Raw genomic sequence first — 21,579 nt, forward strand, 5'->3', positions numbered from 1 at the left:
CGATATGAAAAAAATCATTACCGTATTAGGCGCCAGACCACAATTCATTAAAGCCAGCCCAGTCTCTCGCGCTTTAAAAAATCATAATAAATTTAAAGAGATTATCATTCATACAGGTCAACATTTTGATGCTAATATGTCTGATATATTTTTTAATGAATTAGCTATTCCCAAACCGGATTACACCCTCAATATTCATGGCGGCTCGCACGGTGAAATGACCGGAAAGATGCTAATCGAAGTTGAAAAAGTACTTATCACAGAAAAACCGGATGCCGTTATGGTATATGGTGATACAAACTCGACTTTAGCTGGTGCATTAGCCGCATCTAAATTATATATTCCCATTATCCATGTTGAAGCCGGTCTACGCAGTTTTAATATGCAGATGCCAGAAGAGATCAATAGAATATTAACCGATAATGTGAGTTCAATTTTATTCTGCCCAACAGACACCGCCGTCAATAATCTACAAGCAGAAGGCTTCGGCTCAAAACCCGTTCATATCAGAAAAGTCGGTGATGTCATGGAAGATGCGGCTTTATATTTTAGCCAAATGGCCAAAAAACCCGATGGGCTGGATTCCATACAAAACTTCATATTAACCACACTCCATCGTGCTGAAAATACCGATAACCAGGCACGTTTAACTGAAATAGTCAACGCATTGAATGATATACACAGAAGAATTGCTACTGTTGTTATACCGATTCATCCAAGAACTAAAAAAATGTTAGCACAATACGGCTTGCATTTAGATGTCCACTTAATTGAGCCCGTGGGATATTTAGAGATGATCTGGCTACTCAAAAACACCGCTCTGATTATTACCGATAGCGGCGGATTGCAAAAAGAAGCTTTCTTCTTCCGTAAACCTTGTATCACCGTGAGAGATCAAACTGAATGGATAGAATTAGTTGCAGCAGGCGTAAACAAACTATCAGAGGCTGAAAGTAACAAAATAACCCAATCAGTTCATGACATGATGGGTATTGATATAGGTTCGGTTCAATCCATGTATGGCGGCGGTATTGCCGCGACAAGCATTGCTAACGAATTAGAAAAATTACTATGAACATAGTCTATATAAACCATTATGCGGGTTCGCCGGACTTGGGTATGGAATTTCGCCCATATCATTTAGGGCAAGAGTGGATTAAATCGGGCCATAATATTACCCTACTCGCAGCCTCTTACTCTCATGTCCGAACAAAACAACCCAAGCTGATAGATAATAAAAAAACCACCGAAAATATTAACGAATTAGAATATATCTGGTATCCAACCCCGCGCTATAACGGAAATGGATTATCCAGAGTCAAAAATATTTTCTCTTTTTTACGGCAAATTTGGTTTGATAGTCACAACTTAGTCGAAAAATATCGACCTGATGTTGTCATTTCTTCAAGTACCTATCCGATGGATATCTGGGTGGCAAAACGTATTGCTCAAAAAGCTAACGCTAAACTGGTCTTTGAAATCCATGATTTATGGCCGCTTTCACCCATAGAATTAGGGGGAATGTCACCTAAACACCCATTTATTCAATTATGCCAACTTGCTGAAAACTCAGCTTATAAACATGCTGATGTGGTTATTTCCATGCTCCCAAATGTACAAGAACATACGAAAGCACATGGATTAGACCTCAGCAAATTACATATTATTCCCAATGGTGTAGTTATAGATGATTGGGTAAATCAACTCACGCCATTAAACAGTTCACTGGAAACATTAATTACAATCGAAAAAAATAAAGGACACAAAATTGTATGTTATAGCGGCGCTCACGGGCGGCCAAATGCGCTAGAAAAACTACTCAAAACGGCTTCACTTCTTCGAGATAAACCAATGACTTTCTTATTAGTCGGCACTGGCCTTGAAAAGTATAACTTAATAAAGGAATCTCAATCACTGGGAACAAATAACGTTATATTCTTTGAGCCGATCCCTAAAACTCAAATCCCGACGCTACTCAATAAAATTGACATTGCCTATATAGGGTTACAAAAACAATCATTATTCAGATTTGGCATCAGCCCCAATAAACTTATTGATTATATGATGGCGGGCAAACCGATTTTATGTGCAATTGATGCCGGTAATGATCCTGTTTCCGAAGTGAATTGCGGTATTACCGTTAAATCAGGCAAGCCAGAAGAGATTGCTCATGCCTTATTAAAACTCAGTGAGTTATCAACTGACGAATTAAACCAAATAGGGCAAAAAGGTAAAATTTATGCTTTAGAAAATCACGCCTATTCCATATTAGCAGACAATTTCATCAAGGCCATTATCAATCATGAATAATAAATCCCTCTCTTTTATATTACCTGAAATTGTGCATTCTGAAATTGTTGAAGTCATTGACTCACTTAAAACAGTGGTGGATAACTATCCTACTTAAAACAGAAATATTTTTAATAAAATATAGGGATTATATTTAAATAGCTATCATTACTATCCAAATAGAGTGATTATTAAACCATGATAAACATATCAGTTATTTGCCCTATATTAAATGAAGAAAAATATATAGAATTATGTATTGAATCACTGCTAAAACAAGATTATCCTACCGGGCAATTAGAGATTATATTTATAGATGGTTGTAGCTCAGATGGTACTTTAAAGGTAATTCAGAGTTATACTGAAAAATATGATTTCATAAAATTACTGTATAACCCAAAGAAACATGTTCCTGCTGCCCTAAATATTGGTATAAAAAACTCATCAGGGGAATATATAGCCAGAATCGATGCTCACTCTAGCTATCCCAGCAACTATTTATCCAAACTATATAATTTATCAAAAAAACTTGATGCCGATAATATAGGTGGAATTGTTAATACAAAACCATGTAGTTCTACAACCATCGCCCATAATATTGCATATTCCTTAAGTAGTCGCTTTGGAATGGGTAATTCCTATTTTCGAATTGGCATTAATGATATAAAGAAAGTTGATACAGTACCTTTCGGCTTTTTCAAAAGAACAATATTCGATAAAATAGGGCTATTTGATGAAGATTTAATTAGAAACCAAGATGATGAATTTAACAACAGAATTATAAAGCATGGAGGTAATATATATCTTTCCCCAGATATTATTATTGATTATTATCCCAGAGATTCAATTAAAAAAATCTGTTCTATGTTCTACCAATACGGATTATTTAAACCACTAGTCAATGTCAAATTAAAAAAAATAACATCATACCGGCAATTAACACCACCTATTTTTGTCTTAGGGTTAATCCTAGGGTTAATCCTCTCATTCACTAACTCAATATTTTTATATCTATATATAGGTTGTATTTTCATCTATTTCTTCTTAACTTTACTGGTATCAATAAGAGCCTATTTTAAAAATAAAAAAAACTATATTTTCTTACCATTAATATTTCTGTGCATACATTTATCTTATGGATCAGGGTATCTCATTGGAATAATGAAAATTATATTCAATAAGAAATTCCACGTAAAAAACAAAAGATAAGGATTATATCATGAACACTTCTTTTCTCCCTTTTGCACTCCCTGAAATCAGCCAAGAAGAAATTGATGAAGTCATTGACTCACTTAAAACAGGCTGGATAACTACCGGACCTAAAACCAGAAAATTTGAACAAGATTTTGCGCAATATTTAGATTCTGATGTTGAAGCCATTGCGGTAAATTCAGCAACAGCGGGATTGCATTTAGCGTTGGAAGCCATTGGTATTCAGCCGGGTGATGAAGTTATCGTTCCAACCTATACCTTTACGGCAACCGCAGAAGTTGTCCGTTATTTGGGAGCTCACCCTATTTTTGTTGATTCTTTACCTGACAGCCTGAATATTAATCCAATAGCAATAGAAAAGGCCATAACTGCTAAAACTAAAGCGATTATGCCGGTACACTTTGCAGGCTTATCTTGTGATATGGATGCCATCATTGCGATAGCTAAAAAATTTAATCTGCGAGTCGTTGAAGATGCCGCCCATTCATTTCCGACTTTATACAAAGGAAAGAAAATTGGCACGCTAGACACCGATGTCACCGTATTCAGCTTCTACGCGAATAAAACCATGACGACAGCAGAAGGTGGCATGCTCGTCTCCAGACATCCAGATATCATAAAAAGAGCAAAAATAATGCGTCTCCACGGCATTAGCAAAGACGCCTTTGATCGATATCAATCTAAAATACCTGCCTGGTATTATGAAGTGATTGAGCCAGGCTATAAATATAACATGCCAGATATTTGTGCATCCATCGGCATCCATCAATTGCAGAAAATAGACACTTTCCACAAGAAAAGAGAGGAGATGGCTAAACTCTATGATGATGAATTAAAAGATCTGCCTATTATCTTACCGACTAAACCTAAAGAACCTAATAGCCAACACGCCTGGCATCTATATACCATTCGATTAAATGACAAAGCCAAAATATCCAGAGATGACTTTATTATAAAAATGGCAGAAAAAAATATCGGCTGTTCTGTCCATTTTATTCCACTGCATAAACAACCCATCTGGAAAAATACCTATTCTCTTAATGAAAACAACTTCCCTGTCGCAGAAGAAAATTTTAAAAGAATTGTATCGATCCCTTTATATACAAAAATGACAAAAGAAGACCAAATCTACGTTATCAAAACAATTAAAGAGATCTTGGCATAAATGATGACATATTATTTAGCTATAAAAAGGCTTTTTGATTTTATTTCTTCCCTCATTGGACTCATCCTATTACTCCCTATTTTAATCACTATTGCTATTTGGATAAAAATAGATTCAAAAGGACCTATTTTTTTCCGACAACAACGAGTGGGCCAATATAATCAAGACTTTTATATTCACAAATTTAGGAGCATGACGACGGGATCGGAGCAAAAAGGACAGCTCACTATTGGTAATGACCTCCGTATTACCAACTCAGGAAAATTTATCCGCAAATATAAAATTGATGAATTAGCACAACTGATTGATGTTATTCGAGGAAAAATGAGCTTAGTCGGACCAAGACCCGAAGTACCACAATTTATGGACAAATATCCAGATGATATCAGAAACAAAATATTGTCGGTAAAACCCGGCATAACCGATTTGGCTTCCATAGAAATGATCGATGAAAATCAGATATTAAGCCAATATAAAGATCCTCATCAAGCTTATATCGATATTATTATGCCGATAAAAGCCAAGTATTACTTAGAATATATTGATAAAAAGTCATTTTTCTATGACCTGAAGATTATTTTTAAAACAATTTACAAAGTAGTTTTTAGGTAATTAACCATTATGAACAAGAGAATGTTTTTCAATCAAGATAGATTAATGAAGACCATCGTTCTTCTGATTGTAGATATATTTATTATCATTATTTCATACTGGCTAAGCATGTGGCTACGCCTCGATAGAGAAGTACCCATCTACAGCTTAAAACATTGGTTAACTATTATATTCACCATACCTTTCACGCTATTTATTTTCTTAAGAATTGGCTTTTACAGATCTATATTAAAATATGTCAACATGAGTATATTAAAATGGACCATTGTTGGTTCATTTCTATCTACTCTACTATTGACCGCAATTTCTTTATACCAACAAGCATTTTTGCCCAGAACTGTACCGATTATCTATTTTTCTTTTCTGGTTATCTCACTCTGCGGCCCAAGATTTATCTATAGAACGCTGCGTAATTTAATAAAATATAAAGGCGCTCCTGTTATCATATACGGAGCAGGAGAGTCTGGCAGACAACTCTTACCCATATTAAGAGAACATAGAGAATTCAACCCAATTGCTTTTGTTGATGACAATATTAAATTACACAATTTGTCCATTCATGGAATTTGTGTTTTTCCTCCAGAAAAGATAACGCTCTTAGTAGAAAAATATCATATAAAAAAAATATTATTAGCCATACCCAGTGCATCAATATCCAATAGAAAAAAAATACTTGAAAGACTCCAAAAAGAGCATTGTGAAATCCTCACCATCCCAAGCTTCAATGATCTGGTTGAAGGAAAAGCGCAAATAAACTCACTGAAACGTGTTTCCATTAACGATCTACTAGGAAGAGAACCCGTTAACCCATTACAAAGTTTACTCAGTAAAAACATCAAAAACAAAAATGTGCTTATTACTGGCGCCGGAGGTTCAATTGGCTCAGAGTTATGCAGGCAAATCATCACTCAGTCTCCCTCTCAACTGGTCTTATTTGAATTAACCGAATATTGCCTTTACTCAATAGAAAAAGAGTTACAAAAGATAAACTCAGATAAAGATTTGAATATAACGATTACAGCAATCCTAGGTGATATAAAAGATTCAGATAAAATAACTAGAATAATAGATAAATTTAACATTAATACCATATATCACGCTGCGGCATATAAACATGTTCCACTGGTAGAAATGAATACCATCGAGGGCATTAATAACAATATTTTTGGCACCCTCTCACTGGCTAAAGCCGCAGTTAACCAAAAAGTTGAAAAATTTGTATTAATCTCTACTGACAAAGCCGTCCGCCCAACGAATACAATGGGCGCGACAAAAAGATTTGCCGAACTGATACTACAAGCTTTTGCTAAAGAGCACAGTTATACCAAATTCTCAATGGTTCGCTTTGGCAACGTCCTTGGTTCATCCGGTTCCGTTGTCCCCCTGTTCGAGAAACAGATAAAAAGTGGTGGACCGATAACCCTCACTCACAAAGACATTACCCGTTACTTCATGACAATTCCAGAAGCCGCCCAATTAGTCATCCAGGCAGGGGCTCTGGGCAATAATGGCGATGTTTTTGTTCTGGATATGGGAGAATCAGTAAAAATTTATGATCTCGCCCGGAAAATGATCCACCTCTCCGGACTGACTGTAAAAGATGAAACCAATCCTCATGGCGATATCGAAATCAAAATTACCGGATTAAGACCCGGTGAAAAACTTTATGAAGAGCTCTTAATTGGTGATAACGTTTCTGGCACCAATCACCCAAGAATCATGACAGCCAATGAAGTTTTTCTCACTTGGGATAAATTAAACCCATTATTAAACGACTTAAAAACATCTTGTGAAAATTACGATTTTGAAAATATTAGGAAGATCCTTACCAATGCTCCTATTGATTTTCACCCTAAAGATTACATTTACGATCTTCTAAAATAATATCTATAAATACATTCATGCCATGAAGATAGCTGAAAATTATATTGCCGACATTAGCCTTCTGGATAAACAATAATCCTATGAAATTTTTAACACACGAGCAATTAAGAATCATATAATTCGAAAATTAAAATAGCAAGCCAACAAAAATCCCATTATTAGATATATCATATGCATTATACTTCCTTCATTTCTTCCTTCAACAAAGGAAAATGGTTAAACATCTGGAAATTATAAAACCAGCTTCTTAGCATGAGTCTATAAACTTATGAAACAGTACCCAAATGGCTATATTCATCAACCGTAAAATAACAGCCAATGCCTATGGACTCTCCTCTGGTATCTTCTGGGGACTAAGTGGCGTGCTTTTCGCATTATTACTAAAAAACACCGCACTTTCCTGTTGTTTCTTCATTCCCATCATACTCGCTTTCCTAAATGATACGATTTCATGCGGATATATGCTTATATATCTTGTAGTTAAAGGAAAATACCGAGCGATACGCCTTATCCCAAAAAACAAGGAAAATGGAATAATTGTACTGGCAGCTATATTTGGCGGCCCAATAGGCATGTCTTGTTATATTTTAGCTATTCAATACATTGGTATTAGCTACACAGCAACTATTTCGGCAACTTACCCTGCTATTGGCGCACTAATTTCTTTTTTCCTACTTAAAGACCGCATTCACCTTATCGGAATATTGGGATTAATATTAGCTGTTATATGTACCATGATACTCGGTTATTCGGCATCAACTCAGACAATATCTGGCTGGATAGGTTTTCTATTCGCTTTTATATGCGCACTAGGCTGGAGTTCCGAAGTTGTTATCAGCTCTTATGGCATGAACAAAGATATACCTGCTGATATTGCTTACTTCATCAGGCAATTATCATCCTCAGTGGGCTATTTAATTATTATCATATTATTCATTCACTCTTTTCCTGGTATTGTAAACATATTCTCAAATATAGAATTATACCCCCTATTATTTTTCACTTCTCTGGTAGCCACGCTATCATACCTCTTCTACTACAAAGCAATCTGCATGCTTCAACCCATCCGTGCTATGAGTTTAAACATCACCTATGCTATCTGGGCAGTGATTTTTGCTTGTTTGCTGGTAGATGAACCCATCTCTATGAAGCTATTACTCCTATGTGTAGGAGTCTCTGCTGGATCATTCCTGACTGCTGTAAATCCACTTAACATCAAAAAATTGATTCTGACACTGAAATGAGTGCGATTCTATTCGCAACAAGTTTAATCTCGTTTTAATGCTATAGCTAAAGAAAACCACTAAAACTCTACTGGCTATCAATCATATATTGCCAAGTATTCCTGAATCTACACCAACCACTCCTCCCCTTCTTTGGCCTTTTAGATAACAATTACCACTGGATTTATCTATACCTTACCTTCAAAGATTGCGGATTGCAGAATCAGGAACATCGTTACCCCACCGATCACAATGCCAAGTAAATGTCACAATTAAGCTTTACTACCGAATGGATATCACGGAAATATTGCCACATCCCGAGACGAATGGAATAGCAGCAAACCTATTGAAAAATAAGGCATCATAGTACGTTGTTGGTAAGATCTAACTACCATTCCATGAACAGTAATACAGGTTTCAGCTAACTGTATTCTACCAATTAGCTAAACAAGTGGTTTGTTAAACTTGACCCAGAAGAGTTTACAGTCTAATCTCCCCGCAACTAGTTACAAAATCTTATCCCCCATTACTTTTTGTTAAGACAGACAAAAGTGTTGTAAAATCAGTGGAGTAGATAAGATTCCCGAATATTACAGGCACTCTGGGAGCCAAAAACCTAGTGCGGTAGCTTTATCTAATGACTCTTAATATGTTGATTTAGATTTTTCTTGCATATGCAAATTACAAAAATTTTTATATGTTAAGCAAGAATCATTAAGCAACTTCACTTAGTGATTTTCGTAAAATTAACCCATACCCAAAACAATATATTATTTGATCAAATTAATCTGAAAGGCATCATCTTAGCCGGTGGTTCCAGTCCCTATAACAATGTGTATATCTAAACAGCTTCTCTCTGTATATGACAAACCAATCATGCATTATCAGTATTGATGCTAACAAGGATACAAGATTTTCTTATATTACAATTCCTTGAAGATCAAATAAGCTTCAAATGCCTTTTGGGTAACAGAAGTAGCTTAGGAATAAAGATTAGTCACACGGCTTAGAACAAATTTGAAGGATCAACCCAAACATTCATTAATTCGTGATGACCAAGGAAATGATGTAAAAGTCTCTTCTATATAATGGCCTGAGCACACTTGGATAATGAAAAAACATTTAAGACAGGGTTCAATAAGGAAAGCCGTAATATAAATACATGCTATCTGTCAAATGCTCTTGTTGCTACACACAATGTTTCGTAGCCTTTCCTTAGATAACAACAAAGCCAAAGTTGTTAGCATAAGATTTTGCCGCTTTGGTCAAGGATGAGAATAACAACACGTTATCTATCGGCTATCGGCATTATGAATATGCCACATTAACTTTAAGTAAAAGAGATATATTTAGTGAAAATACTCGTCACTGGTGGTGCAGGATTTATTGGTTCCGCAGTTGTGCGCTATATAATCAATAATACACAAGATAGCGTGGTTAACATTGACAAACTGACTTATGCCGGCAATCTGGAATCTCTTATCGAGGTCCTCAACAGTGAACGTTACTCATTCGGACATATCGACATCTGTAATCGAGTAGAAATGGACCGAATACTTGCTCATCATAAACCGGATGTAGTTATGCACTTGGCCGCTGAAAGCCACGTTGATCGTTCAATAAATGGACCTGCTGACTTTATCAAAACCAATATTGTAGGAACTTATATCCTCCTTGAGGCCATTCGCGCCTACTGGTCTGGATTGGATGAGGTACGAAAAGCCACATTCCGTTTCCACCACATTTCGACCGATGAAGTATATGGAGATCTTCCACATCCAGATGAAATCGTTCAGGATGAGAAATTACCACTATTTACTGAGACAACCCCTTACACTCCAAGCAGCCCTTATTCTGCTTCCAAAGCATCCAGTGACCATCTAGTTCGTGCTTGGCATCGTACCTATGGTTTACCAACCATAGTCACCAACTGCTCTAACAACTATGGCCCCTACCATTTTCCAGAGAAATTGATTCCGTTGGTTATCCTCAATGCGTTGGAAGGGAAACCTCTGCCTATCTACGGTAAGGGCGACCAAATCCGAGACTGGCTCTATGTCGAAGATCATGCTCGAGCCCTCTACAAAGTTGTCACTGAGGGAAAAGTTGGGGAAACCTATAATATCGGTGGTCACAACGAAAAGAAAAACATTGAGGTAGTTCATATCATTTGCAACCTCCTTGATGAAATCAAACCAAAAGCTCAAGGCTCCTACCGCGATCAGATTGCGTATGTAACAGATCGTCCGGGACATGATCGCCGTTATGCTATCGATACCAGCAAGATTAGCCATGAGTTGGACTGGCAGCCACAAGAAACCTTTGAGAAAGGGATCCGCAAGACCGTTCAATGGTATTTGGACAATCAAGCATGGGTCAACAATGTGAAAAGTGGTGCTTACCAATCCTGGATTGCCGAGCATTATGGGGAGAACAAATAATGCATATACTACTGTTTGGTAAAAATGGTCAGGTGGGTTGGGAATTACAACGTGCGTTAGCACCTTTGGGAAGAATTACAGCACTTAACGTTACTGCCAGTGATTACTGCGGTGATTTCAGTAATCCGGCTGGGATTACTGATACCGTTCGGTTACTCAAACCTGATGTGATTGTAAACGCTGCTGCACATACGGCGGTAGACAAAGCAGAATCAGAACGAGAATTCACCGAACTACTTAATACCCGCAGTGTGGAGGCTATCGCCAAAGAAGCCCAAAAATTGGGGGCCTGGCTGGTTCATTATTCTACTGACTACGTGTTTGATGGCAGTGGCGAGCAGCCTTGGCGTGAAAATGACATACCAGCTCCTATCAATGTCTATGGCGAAACTAAACTAGCCGGTGAAATTGCGGTACAGGCTCATTGTAAGAAGCATCTTATCTTCCGAACCAGTTGGGTTTATGCGGCTCGTGGAACCAACTTTGCCAAGACTATGCTGAAACTGGGCAAAGAACGCGAGACACTCTCCATCATCAATGACCAATTTGGTGCACCGACTGGTGCAGAATTACTGGCTGATTGTACGGCTCATGCGATCCGCGTGGCACAACAGAAACCAGAAGTGGCTGGACTCTATCATTTGGTAGCATCGGGTGAAACTACCTGGTTCAACTATGCTCAGCATGTGTTTGAACAGGCTCGATGCGCTAGTGTTGAATTGGCTATCAGAGAAATTAAGCCAGTATCTACTTCCGCATTCCCTACTCCTGCACAACGCCCATACAATTCGCGGCTCAATACCGACAAGTTTCAGCTGACTTTTGATTTAATACTTCCTGACTGGAAGGCAGGAGTAGACCGCATGCTGACCGAAATTCTGGGGCAGTAAGCCAGTACTGACGATATTTTTATTTACGATAATCAATTAAACAGTATGACAACACGTAAAGGTATTATCCTTGCGGGAGGATCGGGTACCCGCCTTTATCCCGTTACTATGGCGGTAAGTAAGCAGCTGCTGCCTATCTACGATAAGCCCATGATCTATTATCCGTTAAGTACGCTGATGCTGGCAGGGATCAGAGATATTCTTATCATCAGCACACCACAGGATACACCTCGATTCGAACAATTACTGGGAGATGGTAGTCAGTGGGGGCTCAATCTTCAGTACAAAGTACAGCCAAGTCCCGATGGTCTGGCACAAGCCTTTATCCTTGGCGAGGAGTTTATTGGTGAAGACGCTTGCGCTCTAGTGCTAGGGGACAATATCTTCTACGGTCATGACCTACAAAAGCAACTGGAACAGGCAACTGAAAAAACAAATGGCGCAACAGTCTTTGCCTATCATGTACTCGATCCAGAGCGTTATGGTGTAGTAGAGTTTGATTCTGAAGGGAGAGCTATTTCCCTGGAAGAGAAGCCCCTAGAGCCGAAAAGTAACTATGCGGTTACCGGCCTCTATTTCTATGATAATCGTGTGGTGGAGATGGCTAAGGAGCTTAAACCTTCCAAGCGTGGTGAACTTGAAATCACCGATATTAATCGTCTCTATCTTGAGCAAGGCAATCTATCTGTAGCCATGATGGGGCGGGGCTATGCCTGGCTTGATACGGGGACTCACCAGAGTCTGATCGAGGCGAGCAACTTTATCCAGACTATTGAAATCCGTCAGGGGCTTAAAGTTGCCTGCCCTGAAGAAATTGCCTATCGTAAAAAGTTTATCAGTGCTGATCAAATCATTGATCTAGCCACTCCATTGGCCAAAAATGCCTATGGTCAATATCTACTAAAAATGGTGGAAAGAGATAAACAATAAATTATCAAGAGAAATAACATATTCCCCCATACTCATACTTAAAGATATATCCGATGAATGTAATCAAGACAGCTATACCCGACGTATTAATATTCGAACCCAAGGTATTTGGAGACGAACGCGGTTTTTTCTTCGAAAGTTTCAACCAAAAAGTATTTGAAGAGGCAGTTGGACGTTCCATAACGTTTGTTCAGGATAACCACTCTAAATCTAGTAAAGGAGTGCTACGTGGACTTCATTATCAATTGCATCCCTACGCTCAGGGTAAATTGGTGCGTTGTATCGCGGGTGAAGTTTTTGACGTGGCTGTTGATATTCGTAAGAGTTCTCCCACCTTTGGGCAATGGGTAGGTGTTCATCTGAGTGCAGACAACAAACGTCATCTTTGGATTCCAGAAGGATTTGCGCATGGCTTCTTCACTTTGACTGAAACAGCAGAATTTTTATATAAAGCAACCAATTATTATGCACCTCAGTACGAAAGAAGCATAATGTGGAATGATGAGAATCTTGCGATTGACTGGCCTTTAGAAATAGCACCTCAACTTTCCGCGAAAGACCAAACCGCTCCAGCATTTACAAGTGCACAATATTTCGAGTAAATGATGGGTACCATAGTTAAATTGACTCCCTCTCAGGTTAAATTCAGCGCAGTAAAAAATAAAACAATCCTTGAATCTGCGCTGGAATCTAACGTAGTACTAGAATATAGCTGTAGGAATGGTTCATGTGGCATGTGCGAATCACTTCTACTTGCTGGTGAAGTTTCCGATGAACAAGAGCGTGTATACAAGGCTGGCGAATGTTTCTTGACTTGCCAATGTAAGCCTAGCTCTGATGAGATTGTCATAGAAGCTGAATACTATCCAGAGCTTGCTGAGCTAACGAAAAAGATTGTGCCCTGCAAAGTTAGTTCAACCAGCATAGCGGCAGATGAATATATGGTCATTAAATTCAGGCTACCGCCCACTGCATCTTTTGCATTCTTACCCGGCCAATATATTAATCTTCATTATCAAGGTGTGGTACGAAGCTATTCCATTGCCAATGCTGCGGTTTCAGAAGGGATCGAATTACATATCAGACAGGTCGCTAATGGGGTTATGAGTGGTCTTTTATTCAATGATCTGGCTGTGAATACCCTGATGAGACTGGAGGGACCATTGGGAACATTCTTCGTCAGAGACGATACTCGACCAATTATCTTTCTCGCTGGCGGCACTGGGTTTGCTCCAGTTAAAGCCATGGTGGAAAAACTTATCGAACAAAATTCCAAACGTGATATTCACATCTATTGGGGAATGAACAACGGAGCTGATTTCTATTTAGACCTTCCAATAGAGTGGGCTATCAAGCATGAGAATATACATTATGTACCCGTGGTATCTGGTGAAGATTCTCAATGGTCAGGAAGAAGAGGATTCGTCCATAAGGCGGTAATGGAGGATTTTGATAATCTCTCAGCATTTGCCGTTTATGCCTGTGGATCTCCAATTATGATAGAAGCAGCAAGAGCTGATTTTGTAAAAAATGGATTGCCTGGGAAGCACTTCTTCTCTGATGCATTCACCGTATCTAAATAAATGAGGAAATCATGAAGGCAGTAATTTTGGCCGGGGGCTTGGGTACCCGTCTGAGCGAAGAGACAGTGGTAAAACCGAAGCCAATGGTGGAGATTGGTGGAAAGCCCGTCTTATGGCATATCATGAAAATGTACTCTGCTCACGGTATTAATGACTTTATCATCTGTTGTGGTTACAAGGGATATGTTATCAAAGAGTATTTTGCCAACTATTTCCTGCATATGTCTGACGTAACATTTTATATGGCAGAGAATCGGATGGAAGTACATGAGAAACGAGCTGAGCCTTGGAATGTCACCTTAGTTGACACCGGGGATACCTCTATGACAGGAGGACGCCTGAAGAGAGTAGCAGATTATATAAAGGACGATGAAGCTTTTCTATTTACCTATGGTGATGGTATTTCCGATGTAAATATTCAGGCCACTATCGATTTCCATCGCAATCATGGAAAACTGGCTACCCTTACTGCTACCTTCCCACCGGGACGTTTTGGTGCGCTTGATATCAACAAGAATAAACAAATCCGTTCGTTCCAAGAAAAGCCAAAAGGTGATGGTGCCATGATCAACGGTGGTTTCTTTGTACTTAACCCAAAAGTGATTGATCTCATCGATAATGATGCTACTACTTGGGAACAAGAACCACTAATGACCCTGGCAGAACAGGGCGAATTGATGGCATATGAACATACAGGCTTCTGGCAGCCCATGGATACTCTGCGCGACAAACATTATCTCGAAGCATTATGGGAGAAGAGACAAGCTCCGTGGAAGATTTGGGAGTAAACACTGTGATTGAAGCGAACTTCTGGCGTGGAAAACGTGTTTTTCTCACGGGGCATACCGGTTTTAAGGGGGGATGGCTCTCCTTGTGGCTTGAAGAGATGGGAGCAATTATTCGCGGTTATTCACTCCCTGCACCAACTGAACCCTGCCTATTTGAAGTGGCGAGCGTTCATAGAAGTCTGCTCTCTGAAGAAGGGGATATCCGTGATTTTTTTCATCTGCGTGAAGCCATAACCGACTTCAAACCCGAGATAGTCTTTCACATGGCTGCTCAACCACTAGTAAGACTTTCCTACGATAATCCTATTGAGACCTATTCCACTAATGTGATGGGTACAGTCTATTTGCTGGAAGCTATCAAGCAGGTTGGCGGTATTAAGGCAGTTGTCAACATTACTAGTGACAAATGCTACGAAAACAAAGAATGGGTTTGGGGCTATCGTGAAAACGAGGCTATGGGCGGCTATGATCCCTACTCCAACAGCAAAGGATGTGCAGAACTGGTAGCTTCTGCCTACCGTAACTCTTTCTTTAATCCCAAAGATTATGAGCATCATGGAGTCGCGCTGGCATCGGTACGTGCCGGTAATGTGATTGGGGGAGGTGATTGGGCCAAGGATCGACTGATCCCGGATATTTTACGCTCTTTTCAAAATAGCGAACCTGCTGTGATCCGTAATCCGCATTCTATTCGTCCGTGGCAGCATGTATTGGAGCCACTTTCCGGCTATCTGCTATTAGCTCAGCACCTTTACCGGGACGGATGCGCCTTTGCTGAGGGATGGAACTTTGGCCCCAATGATAATGATGCCAAACCGGTACAGTTTATTGTTGAAACGATGGCTCAACTATGGGGGAAGAATGCCACTTGGCAACTCGATGGCGCAGAACACCCGCATGAAGCTCATTACCTAAAACTGGACTGCTCCAAAGCTAAGATGAGAATGGGCTGGCATCCCCGCTGGGATCTGGTCAACACACTGGAACGTATCGTCAACTGGCATAAGGCATGGTTGGCAAGTGAGGATATGCGTGAAACCTCGCTACGCGAAATTCGTGATTACATGGCCGCGCAATAAAATGAATCTGCTACGGTCACATGACTTTTGAGGTTTGTAGCCGTAACATATCGCCCCTTTATATTTGTTTGTCTGCCGCCCTGAGGCCAGCAAAAACAGGTAATACAACCCATTGACAGGAATGAATTAATGAGTTCTCAAGCATTACGTGAACAGATCTCCTCGCTGGTTGCCCAGTATGCAGAGGAAGCGATGGCTCCTAAACCTTTTGTAGCCGGTACTAGCGTAGTACCTCCTTCCGGCAAAGTCATTGGTGCCCGAGAACTACAACTAATGGTTGAAGCTTCTCTGGATGGCTGGCTGACCACTGGGCGTTTCAATGATGCCTTTGAAAAAAAATTGGGGGAGTACATTGGCGTACCCCATGTGCTGACCACCTCCTCAGGTTCATCTGCCAACCTGTTGGCGTTAACCACTCTGACTTCCCATAAACTGGGTGAACGTGCACTTAAGCCGGGTGATGAAGTTATTACTGTCGCGGCAGGTTTCCCGACGACTGTTAACCCGTCTATTCAGAACGGCCTTATCCCCGTCTTCGTCGATGTGGATATTCCCACCTACAATATCGATCCGACACTGATCGAAGCAGCGGTGACCCACAAGACCAAAGCTATCATGATTGCTCATACTCTGGGTAACCCGTTTAACCTGGCCGAAGTGCGCCGTATCGCCGACAAGTACAATTTGTGGCTTATCGAAGACTGCTGTGATGCATTGGGTACCCGTTATGATGGCAAAATGGTCGGCACTTTCGGTGATATCGGTACCGTTAGCTTCTACCCTGCGCACCATATCACGATGGGTGAAGGCGGTGCCGTGTTTACCAAGTCAAGTGAACTGAAAACAATTATTGAATCTTTCCGAGATTGGGGCCGTGATTGCTACTGTGCACCGGGTTGCGATAACACCTGTGGCAAGCGTTTTGGTCAGCAACTTGGATCTCTACCTCAAGGTTATGATCACAAGTACATCTATTCTCATCTGGGTTATAACCTGAAAATCACCGATATGCAGGCAGCTTGTGGTCTGGCTCAACTAGAGCGCGTTGAAGAGTTTGTCGAGCAGCGTAAGGCGAATTTTTCTTACTTAAAAGCCGGTCTATCTAGTTGCTCTGATTTTCTTGAATTACCAGAAGCAACTGAAAATTCTGAACCTTCTTGGTTTGGTTTTCCTATTACCTTAAAAGAAACATCCGGTATTACCCGAGTTGAACTGGTCAAATTCCTTGATGAGGCTAAAATTGGTACGCGTTTGCTGTTTGCCGGCAACCTGACCCGCCAACCCTATTTTGCTAACCGTAATTATCGTGTGGTTGGCGAGTTGACCAATACCGACCGCATTATGAATCAAACTTTCTGGATTGGTATTTATCCTGGCTTGACTAAAGATCACCTGGATTATGTCATTGCTAAGTTTGAAGAGTTTTTTGGGTTGAATTTCTGACAATAAATAGATGGTAGCCAGTAATGGCTACCTTAAAAATAATGAATAGCATATTAAGAGATGATTTACAGAGGTTAATTTCAGGTAATCGAAACTTATTTTCATCCTTTCGTGAGCAAAAAATATTTATTACAGGAGGAACTGGATTTATTGGTAAGTGGTTATTATATAGTTTCTGTTATGCCAATGATGAATTAAAATTATCATGCGAGCTCATTGTTATTAGCCGAAATCCAGAAAAGTTTATTCAAGATAATCCTTATTTTAAATTACGTCAGGATGTTTATTTTATTAAATCTGATGTGGTTTTATTACATCCAAATGAACCACCTAAATGTGATTATTATATTCATGCAGCAACAGATGTGGCAGATCCGTCAGGTGCTACAGATTATCTGAGTATAATGGATGTAAATACTAAGGGTACAACAAATATTTTGGAAGCGGCGCGATTAGCTGGCGCTAAGTCGGTTTTACTTCTTAGCAGTGGTGCTGTTTATGGTGTTCAGCCTACTCAATTGAATTATTTTACTGAAGAATATAACGGTGCCCCTTCTTCAACTGATGTTAAGTCAGCTTATGGGTTAGGGAAACGCTATTCAGAATGGTTAAGTTCTTTATATCATTCTAAATATTCATTAAACGTTATCAGTGCTCGTTGTTTCGCATTTATTGGTCCATTTCTGCCTTTAGATAAACATTTTGCAATTGGTAATTTTATTAATGATGCGATACATGGACGAGATATTAATATTGGCGGAGATGGAACACCTCTGCGTTCTTATATGTATGCAACAGATTTAGTGAAATGGCTATTAGTATTAATGCTCAATGGTAAAGGTGCAACTGCATATAATGTAGGTTCTGATCAAGCTATTTCAATTGCAGAACTTGCGCAGTTGGTCTCAGATGTTGTAAATCCATCATCCAAAATTCATATAGCTAAAACCCCCGTCCCAGGCACTCCTCCTGCGAGGTATATTCCCTCTATCCAAAAATCTTATCAAGAACTGGGGTTATCAATTGATACTACGTTGACAAATGCTATTGAAAGAACTGCACATTGGGCAATTGAGGAAAAAAAATGAATTCAGTTATCTTAGGCAATCAGATTAGAAAGTCTGTACTTGAATTGTGCCATAAAAAAAGGGCATCACATATAGGTGGTGCTTTCTCAATCGCAGATGTTCTTGCAGTATTATATAGTAATGTAATGAATGTAAAAGTTGATAATCCCGGTTGGCCTGAACGTGATCGCTTATTTTACAGTAAAGGGCACGCATGCACAGCTTTATATGCGGTTCTTCAGGAAAAAGGGTTTTTCAAAGAATTAAATCTATTCGAAGATTACACATCAGATAGTTCATACTTTACATCTCATGTAAACCATAAGTTACCAGGTATTGAACTATCAACAGGTAGTCTTGGTCATGCTCTCGGTGTAGCTTGTGGTGTTGCTCTAGCGGCTAAACGCCAAAATAAGAAATATCATATTTATACTATTGTCAGCGATGGTGAGTTGGATGAAGGATCGAATTGGGAAGCTATATTATTTGCTCCTCATCATAAATTGAACAATATGACATTGATTGTTGATTATAATAAAATCCAGAGTTTTGGTCGGATTGAAGAAGTTCTTGCACTTGAGCCACTGAAAGATAAATTTGAGGCTTTTCAATGGAATGTTATAGATATTGATGGTCATGATCACCGAGCAATCAAGAATGCGTGTGGTATTAAATTTGATAACCTTAAACCTAAAGTGATCATTGCTCATACAGTTAAAGGAAAAGGGGTTTCTTTCATGGAGAATGAGTTGCTCTGGCATTATCGTTCACCAAGTGATGAGGAATATATTAAAGCACTGGGAGAACTGGAGGCGAATAATGCGTAATACTTTTATAAAATCTTTGTGCGAGCAGGCAGAAAAAAACGACAAAATATTTTTACTCTGTGGTGATTTAGGTTTTTCTGTTCTTGAACAATTTGCTGAGCGTTTTCCTGACCGCTACTTAAATGTGGGAATTGCAGAACAGAATATGCTACAAGTTGCATCAGGTCTTGCTTTAGAAGGTTATAAAGTATTTGTTTATTCGATAGGTAATTTTCCTACATTAAGGGCAATGGAACAGATCCGTTATGATGTCTGCTATCATAATCTAGATGTGACAATAGTTGCTGTAGGTGCAGGCTACGCCTATGGACCACTAGGAACATCACATCATACAACTGAAGATATCGCGATGATGAGAGCCATTCCTAATATGTTTGTGTGTGCTCCGGGAGATCCTGCTGAAGCTGAATTAGTGGCAAAAGAATTGTGTGAACGGCATAATGGCCCGGCTTATGTAAGAATTAATAAGGCTGGTGAAAAACGAATACATATTGAAAAATTAGAATCAGAAAAGGAATTGCCAATCTTTATTAAAAAGAAAGGAAATGATTCAACTGTTGTATTTTCTACCGGAGCAGTCCTCTCCTACTCACTAAGCCAATTAGAATCTGAATATGATGATTATGTGTTATATTCAGTTCCTTTTATCTCAGGTTTAAAAAAAGAAGCGATTTTGAAATCAATATTATCTGCCAATAATGTCATTACAATTGAAGAGCATCAGCTTAATGGTGGTTTTGGTAGCCATATTCTTGAGTTATGTAACGATTTATATTTATCCGGACAGTTATCTGTATTCCCCAAAATAAGGAGAATTGGAATAAATAATCAATTTGCTGGTGTTGCTGGCTCTCAGGATTATTTGAGAAAAATATCGGGCGTTCATTTTTAATGCTCATAATTATATTGGAAATATATATCCAATAATAGATGATTATTGCTTGTGAGATATTCCTTATGTTTCTTACATGCCCATTAAAGTCTAATTATTGGTTTGTGATTTTTTAATGGACTATCTATGGTGGCTAATCCAGAGCTTTCTATTAGTCCATTCTTTTATGCTTATGCCTATCTTTAAATACGGTTTTTCGTGATCGAAATGTACATTATATAGCTGATGTTGGTAATAACCAAATGTGGGCTGCGACACTCTATGTTACTGACTGGAAAACAGGTTATGCATCATTCTGGTGGCTTGGGAGCAATGGGATTTGTTATCCCTACCGCAATCGGAGTTTCATATGCAAGCCAATTACCTGCGGTAGTTCTAACTGGTGATGGTGGAGCACAACTCAATATCCAAGAACTAAATAACAATTCGTAATAGTGGATCACTTCGCACAATACCTTATGCGGCAAGGCTTTAGAAAGCTTTTTAGTAGAATCATAAACTGATGCGACCTGTTAAGCATTAAATTTGACTTATACATTTATCAATCAAAAGGTCAGGCTGTATCACTATTATGAAAGCTTATTTAGACATTATCGCTCGTGAAAATTTACCTATATTGACGATAGTATTTAATAATGATTCCCTTGGCATGGTTCGATCATTTCAAGAAATGTATTTTGATGGTAAAAATAAATCAACATATTGGAATGGTTATAGTTCTTCTTTTTGCAGAGTGGGCAAGGCTTATAATATTACTTCTTTTTCAATATTTGATATAGATGAATTCACAATCTTGGTAGAAAAATTTTTGAATCAGCCTACGCCAATGTTAATTGAAATTTTAATGAGTAATGCCCGAGAATGTCGTCCAGGATTAGCTTTCGGTAACCCGATTGATAAACAGTTTCCAATTAAAGGATGAATAAAATGAAAATAGCTATATTGAGTGCAACAGACCAAATTTTTAAATATATACTTTGCCAATAGAGAAAACTACAATATTCTCATGAACTCTTTTTATTTCCACATAACTTACAGAGAGTATTTGAGATATTTTCCTCTATTAAATACTACGGTGATTGTTATATCTTAGATATTAACGGTTTTTGTAAATTAGAAACTAAACTTGATGCAATAATTAATTTCATTGGTGTTGGAGATCCCGCCAAACTGAAAAAATATGGCAATAAAATACTTCAAGGATTATTATGATTCAATTTTATAAATTTATATGTAAAATATATGTATTAAATG

20 protein-coding genes are annotated in these 21,579 nt (G+C 38.8%); all 20 read left to right on the plus strand.

What is annotated here, in order from left to right; translation table 11 throughout:
* The first annotated feature begins 4 nt into the window (after window positions 1-4).
* The 20 genes from wecB (at window position 5) to EAE90_RS06290 (ending at window position 21,247) form a co-directional block, all read left to right on the plus strand.
* Complete coding sequence (gene wecB, locus EAE90_RS06195; protein ID WP_214052761.1) at window positions 5-1,075, plus strand: non-hydrolyzing UDP-N-acetylglucosamine 2-epimerase; 1,071 nt, start codon at window positions 5-7, stop codon at window positions 1,073-1,075.
* Window positions 1,072-2,310, plus strand: a complete 1,239-nt coding sequence (locus tag EAE90_RS06200; RefSeq protein ID WP_214052762.1) for a glycosyltransferase family 4 protein — start codon at window positions 1,072-1,074, stop codon at window positions 2,308-2,310. Before wecB ends, EAE90_RS06200 begins: the two co-directional genes overlap by 4 nt.
* Before the next feature lie 177 nt (window positions 2,311-2,487).
* A complete protein-coding gene (locus EAE90_RS06205; RefSeq protein ID WP_214052763.1) occupies window positions 2,488-3,498 on the plus strand; it encodes a glycosyltransferase family 2 protein in 1,011 nt (336 codons plus the stop codon).
* 10 nt (window positions 3,499-3,508) lie between these two features.
* A complete protein-coding gene (locus EAE90_RS06210) occupies window positions 3,509-4,666 on the plus strand; it encodes a DegT/DnrJ/EryC1/StrS family aminotransferase (RefSeq protein ID WP_214052764.1) in 1,158 nt (385 codons plus the stop codon).
* The gene (locus EAE90_RS06215; protein ID WP_214052765.1) at window positions 4,667-5,278 is read left to right on the plus strand and encodes a sugar transferase; all 612 of its coding nucleotides are present in this window, start codon (window positions 4,667-4,669) and stop codon (window positions 5,276-5,278) included.
* Window positions 5,279-5,287: 9 nt separating this feature from the next.
* Window positions 5,288-7,162, plus strand: a complete 1,875-nt coding sequence (locus EAE90_RS06220) for a polysaccharide biosynthesis protein (RefSeq protein WP_214052766.1) — start codon at window positions 5,288-5,290, stop codon at window positions 7,160-7,162.
* Window positions 7,163-7,446: 284 nt separating this feature from the next.
* Window positions 7,447-8,406, plus strand: coding sequence for a DMT family transporter (locus EAE90_RS06225; protein ID WP_214052767.1), 960 nt, complete (start codon window positions 7,447-7,449; stop codon window positions 8,404-8,406).
* A gap of 1,331 nt (window positions 8,407-9,737) precedes the next feature.
* A complete protein-coding gene (gene rfbB / locus EAE90_RS06230) occupies window positions 9,738-10,826 on the plus strand; it encodes a dTDP-glucose 4,6-dehydratase (protein ID WP_214052768.1) in 1,089 nt (362 codons plus the stop codon).
* Window positions 10,826-11,716: a dTDP-4-dehydrorhamnose reductase gene (gene rfbD, locus EAE90_RS06235; protein WP_246550418.1), complete on the plus strand. Its 891-nt coding sequence runs from the start codon at window positions 10,826-10,828 to the stop codon at window positions 11,714-11,716. The genes rfbB and rfbD overlap by 1 nt, the downstream gene beginning before the upstream one ends.
* Window positions 11,717-11,761: 45 nt before the next feature.
* Complete coding sequence (rfbA, locus tag EAE90_RS06240; RefSeq protein ID WP_214052770.1) at window positions 11,762-12,646, plus strand: glucose-1-phosphate thymidylyltransferase RfbA; 885 nt, start codon at window positions 11,762-11,764, stop codon at window positions 12,644-12,646.
* A gap of 53 nt (window positions 12,647-12,699) precedes the next feature.
* A complete protein-coding gene (gene rfbC, locus EAE90_RS06245) occupies window positions 12,700-13,248 on the plus strand; it encodes a dTDP-4-dehydrorhamnose 3,5-epimerase (RefSeq protein ID WP_214052771.1) in 549 nt (182 codons plus the stop codon).
* A gap of 3 nt (window positions 13,249-13,251) precedes the next feature.
* Window positions 13,252-14,229: an FAD-binding oxidoreductase gene (locus tag EAE90_RS06250; protein ID WP_214052859.1), complete on the plus strand. Its 978-nt coding sequence runs from the start codon at window positions 13,252-13,254 to the stop codon at window positions 14,227-14,229.
* Between the two features lie 11 nt (window positions 14,230-14,240).
* Window positions 14,241-15,017 (plus strand): glucose-1-phosphate cytidylyltransferase, encoded by a 777-nt coding sequence (rfbF, locus tag EAE90_RS06255; RefSeq protein WP_214052772.1) that lies wholly within the window; start codon window positions 14,241-14,243, stop codon window positions 15,015-15,017.
* A 5-nt stretch (window positions 15,018-15,022) separates the two neighbouring features.
* The gene (gene rfbG, locus EAE90_RS06260; protein WP_214052773.1) at window positions 15,023-16,096 is read left to right on the plus strand and encodes a CDP-glucose 4,6-dehydratase; all 1,074 of its coding nucleotides are present in this window, start codon (window positions 15,023-15,025) and stop codon (window positions 16,094-16,096) included.
* Window positions 16,097-16,225: 129 nt separating this feature from the next.
* Window positions 16,226-17,539 carry a lipopolysaccharide biosynthesis protein RfbH gene (gene rfbH / locus EAE90_RS06265; protein ID WP_214052774.1) on the plus strand — a complete coding sequence of 438 codons (1,314 nt, stop codon included), beginning with the start codon at window positions 16,226-16,228 and terminating at the stop codon, window positions 17,537-17,539.
* 23 nt (window positions 17,540-17,562) lie between these two features.
* Entirely contained in the window at window positions 17,563-18,627 is a 1,065-nt protein-coding gene (locus tag EAE90_RS06270) for an NAD-dependent epimerase/dehydratase family protein (RefSeq protein WP_214052775.1), read from the plus strand.
* Window positions 18,624-19,433, plus strand: coding sequence for a transketolase (locus tag EAE90_RS06275; RefSeq protein WP_214052776.1), 810 nt, complete (start codon window positions 18,624-18,626; stop codon window positions 19,431-19,433). The genes EAE90_RS06270 and EAE90_RS06275 overlap by 4 nt, the downstream gene beginning before the upstream one ends.
* Window positions 19,426-20,325 carry a transketolase family protein gene (locus tag EAE90_RS06280; RefSeq protein ID WP_214052777.1) on the plus strand — a complete coding sequence of 300 codons (900 nt, stop codon included), beginning with the start codon at window positions 19,426-19,428 and terminating at the stop codon, window positions 20,323-20,325. The genes EAE90_RS06275 and EAE90_RS06280 overlap by 8 nt, the downstream gene beginning before the upstream one ends.
* Before the next feature lie 261 nt (window positions 20,326-20,586).
* Window positions 20,587-20,757 carry a thiamine pyrophosphate-dependent enzyme gene (locus tag EAE90_RS06285; protein ID WP_214052778.1) on the plus strand — a complete coding sequence of 57 codons (171 nt, stop codon included), beginning with the start codon at window positions 20,587-20,589 and terminating at the stop codon, window positions 20,755-20,757.
* 139 nt (window positions 20,758-20,896) lie between these two features.
* Window positions 20,897-21,247, plus strand: coding sequence for a thiamine pyrophosphate-dependent enzyme (locus EAE90_RS06290; protein ID WP_214052779.1), 351 nt, complete (start codon window positions 20,897-20,899; stop codon window positions 21,245-21,247).
* Window positions 21,248-21,579 lie beyond the last annotated feature (332 nt).

The sequence above is a fragment of the Photorhabdus caribbeanensis genome, from assembly GCF_018448885.1.
In the GTDB taxonomy this organism is placed as follows: Bacteria; Pseudomonadota; Gammaproteobacteria; order Enterobacterales; family Enterobacteriaceae; genus Photorhabdus; species Photorhabdus caribbeanensis.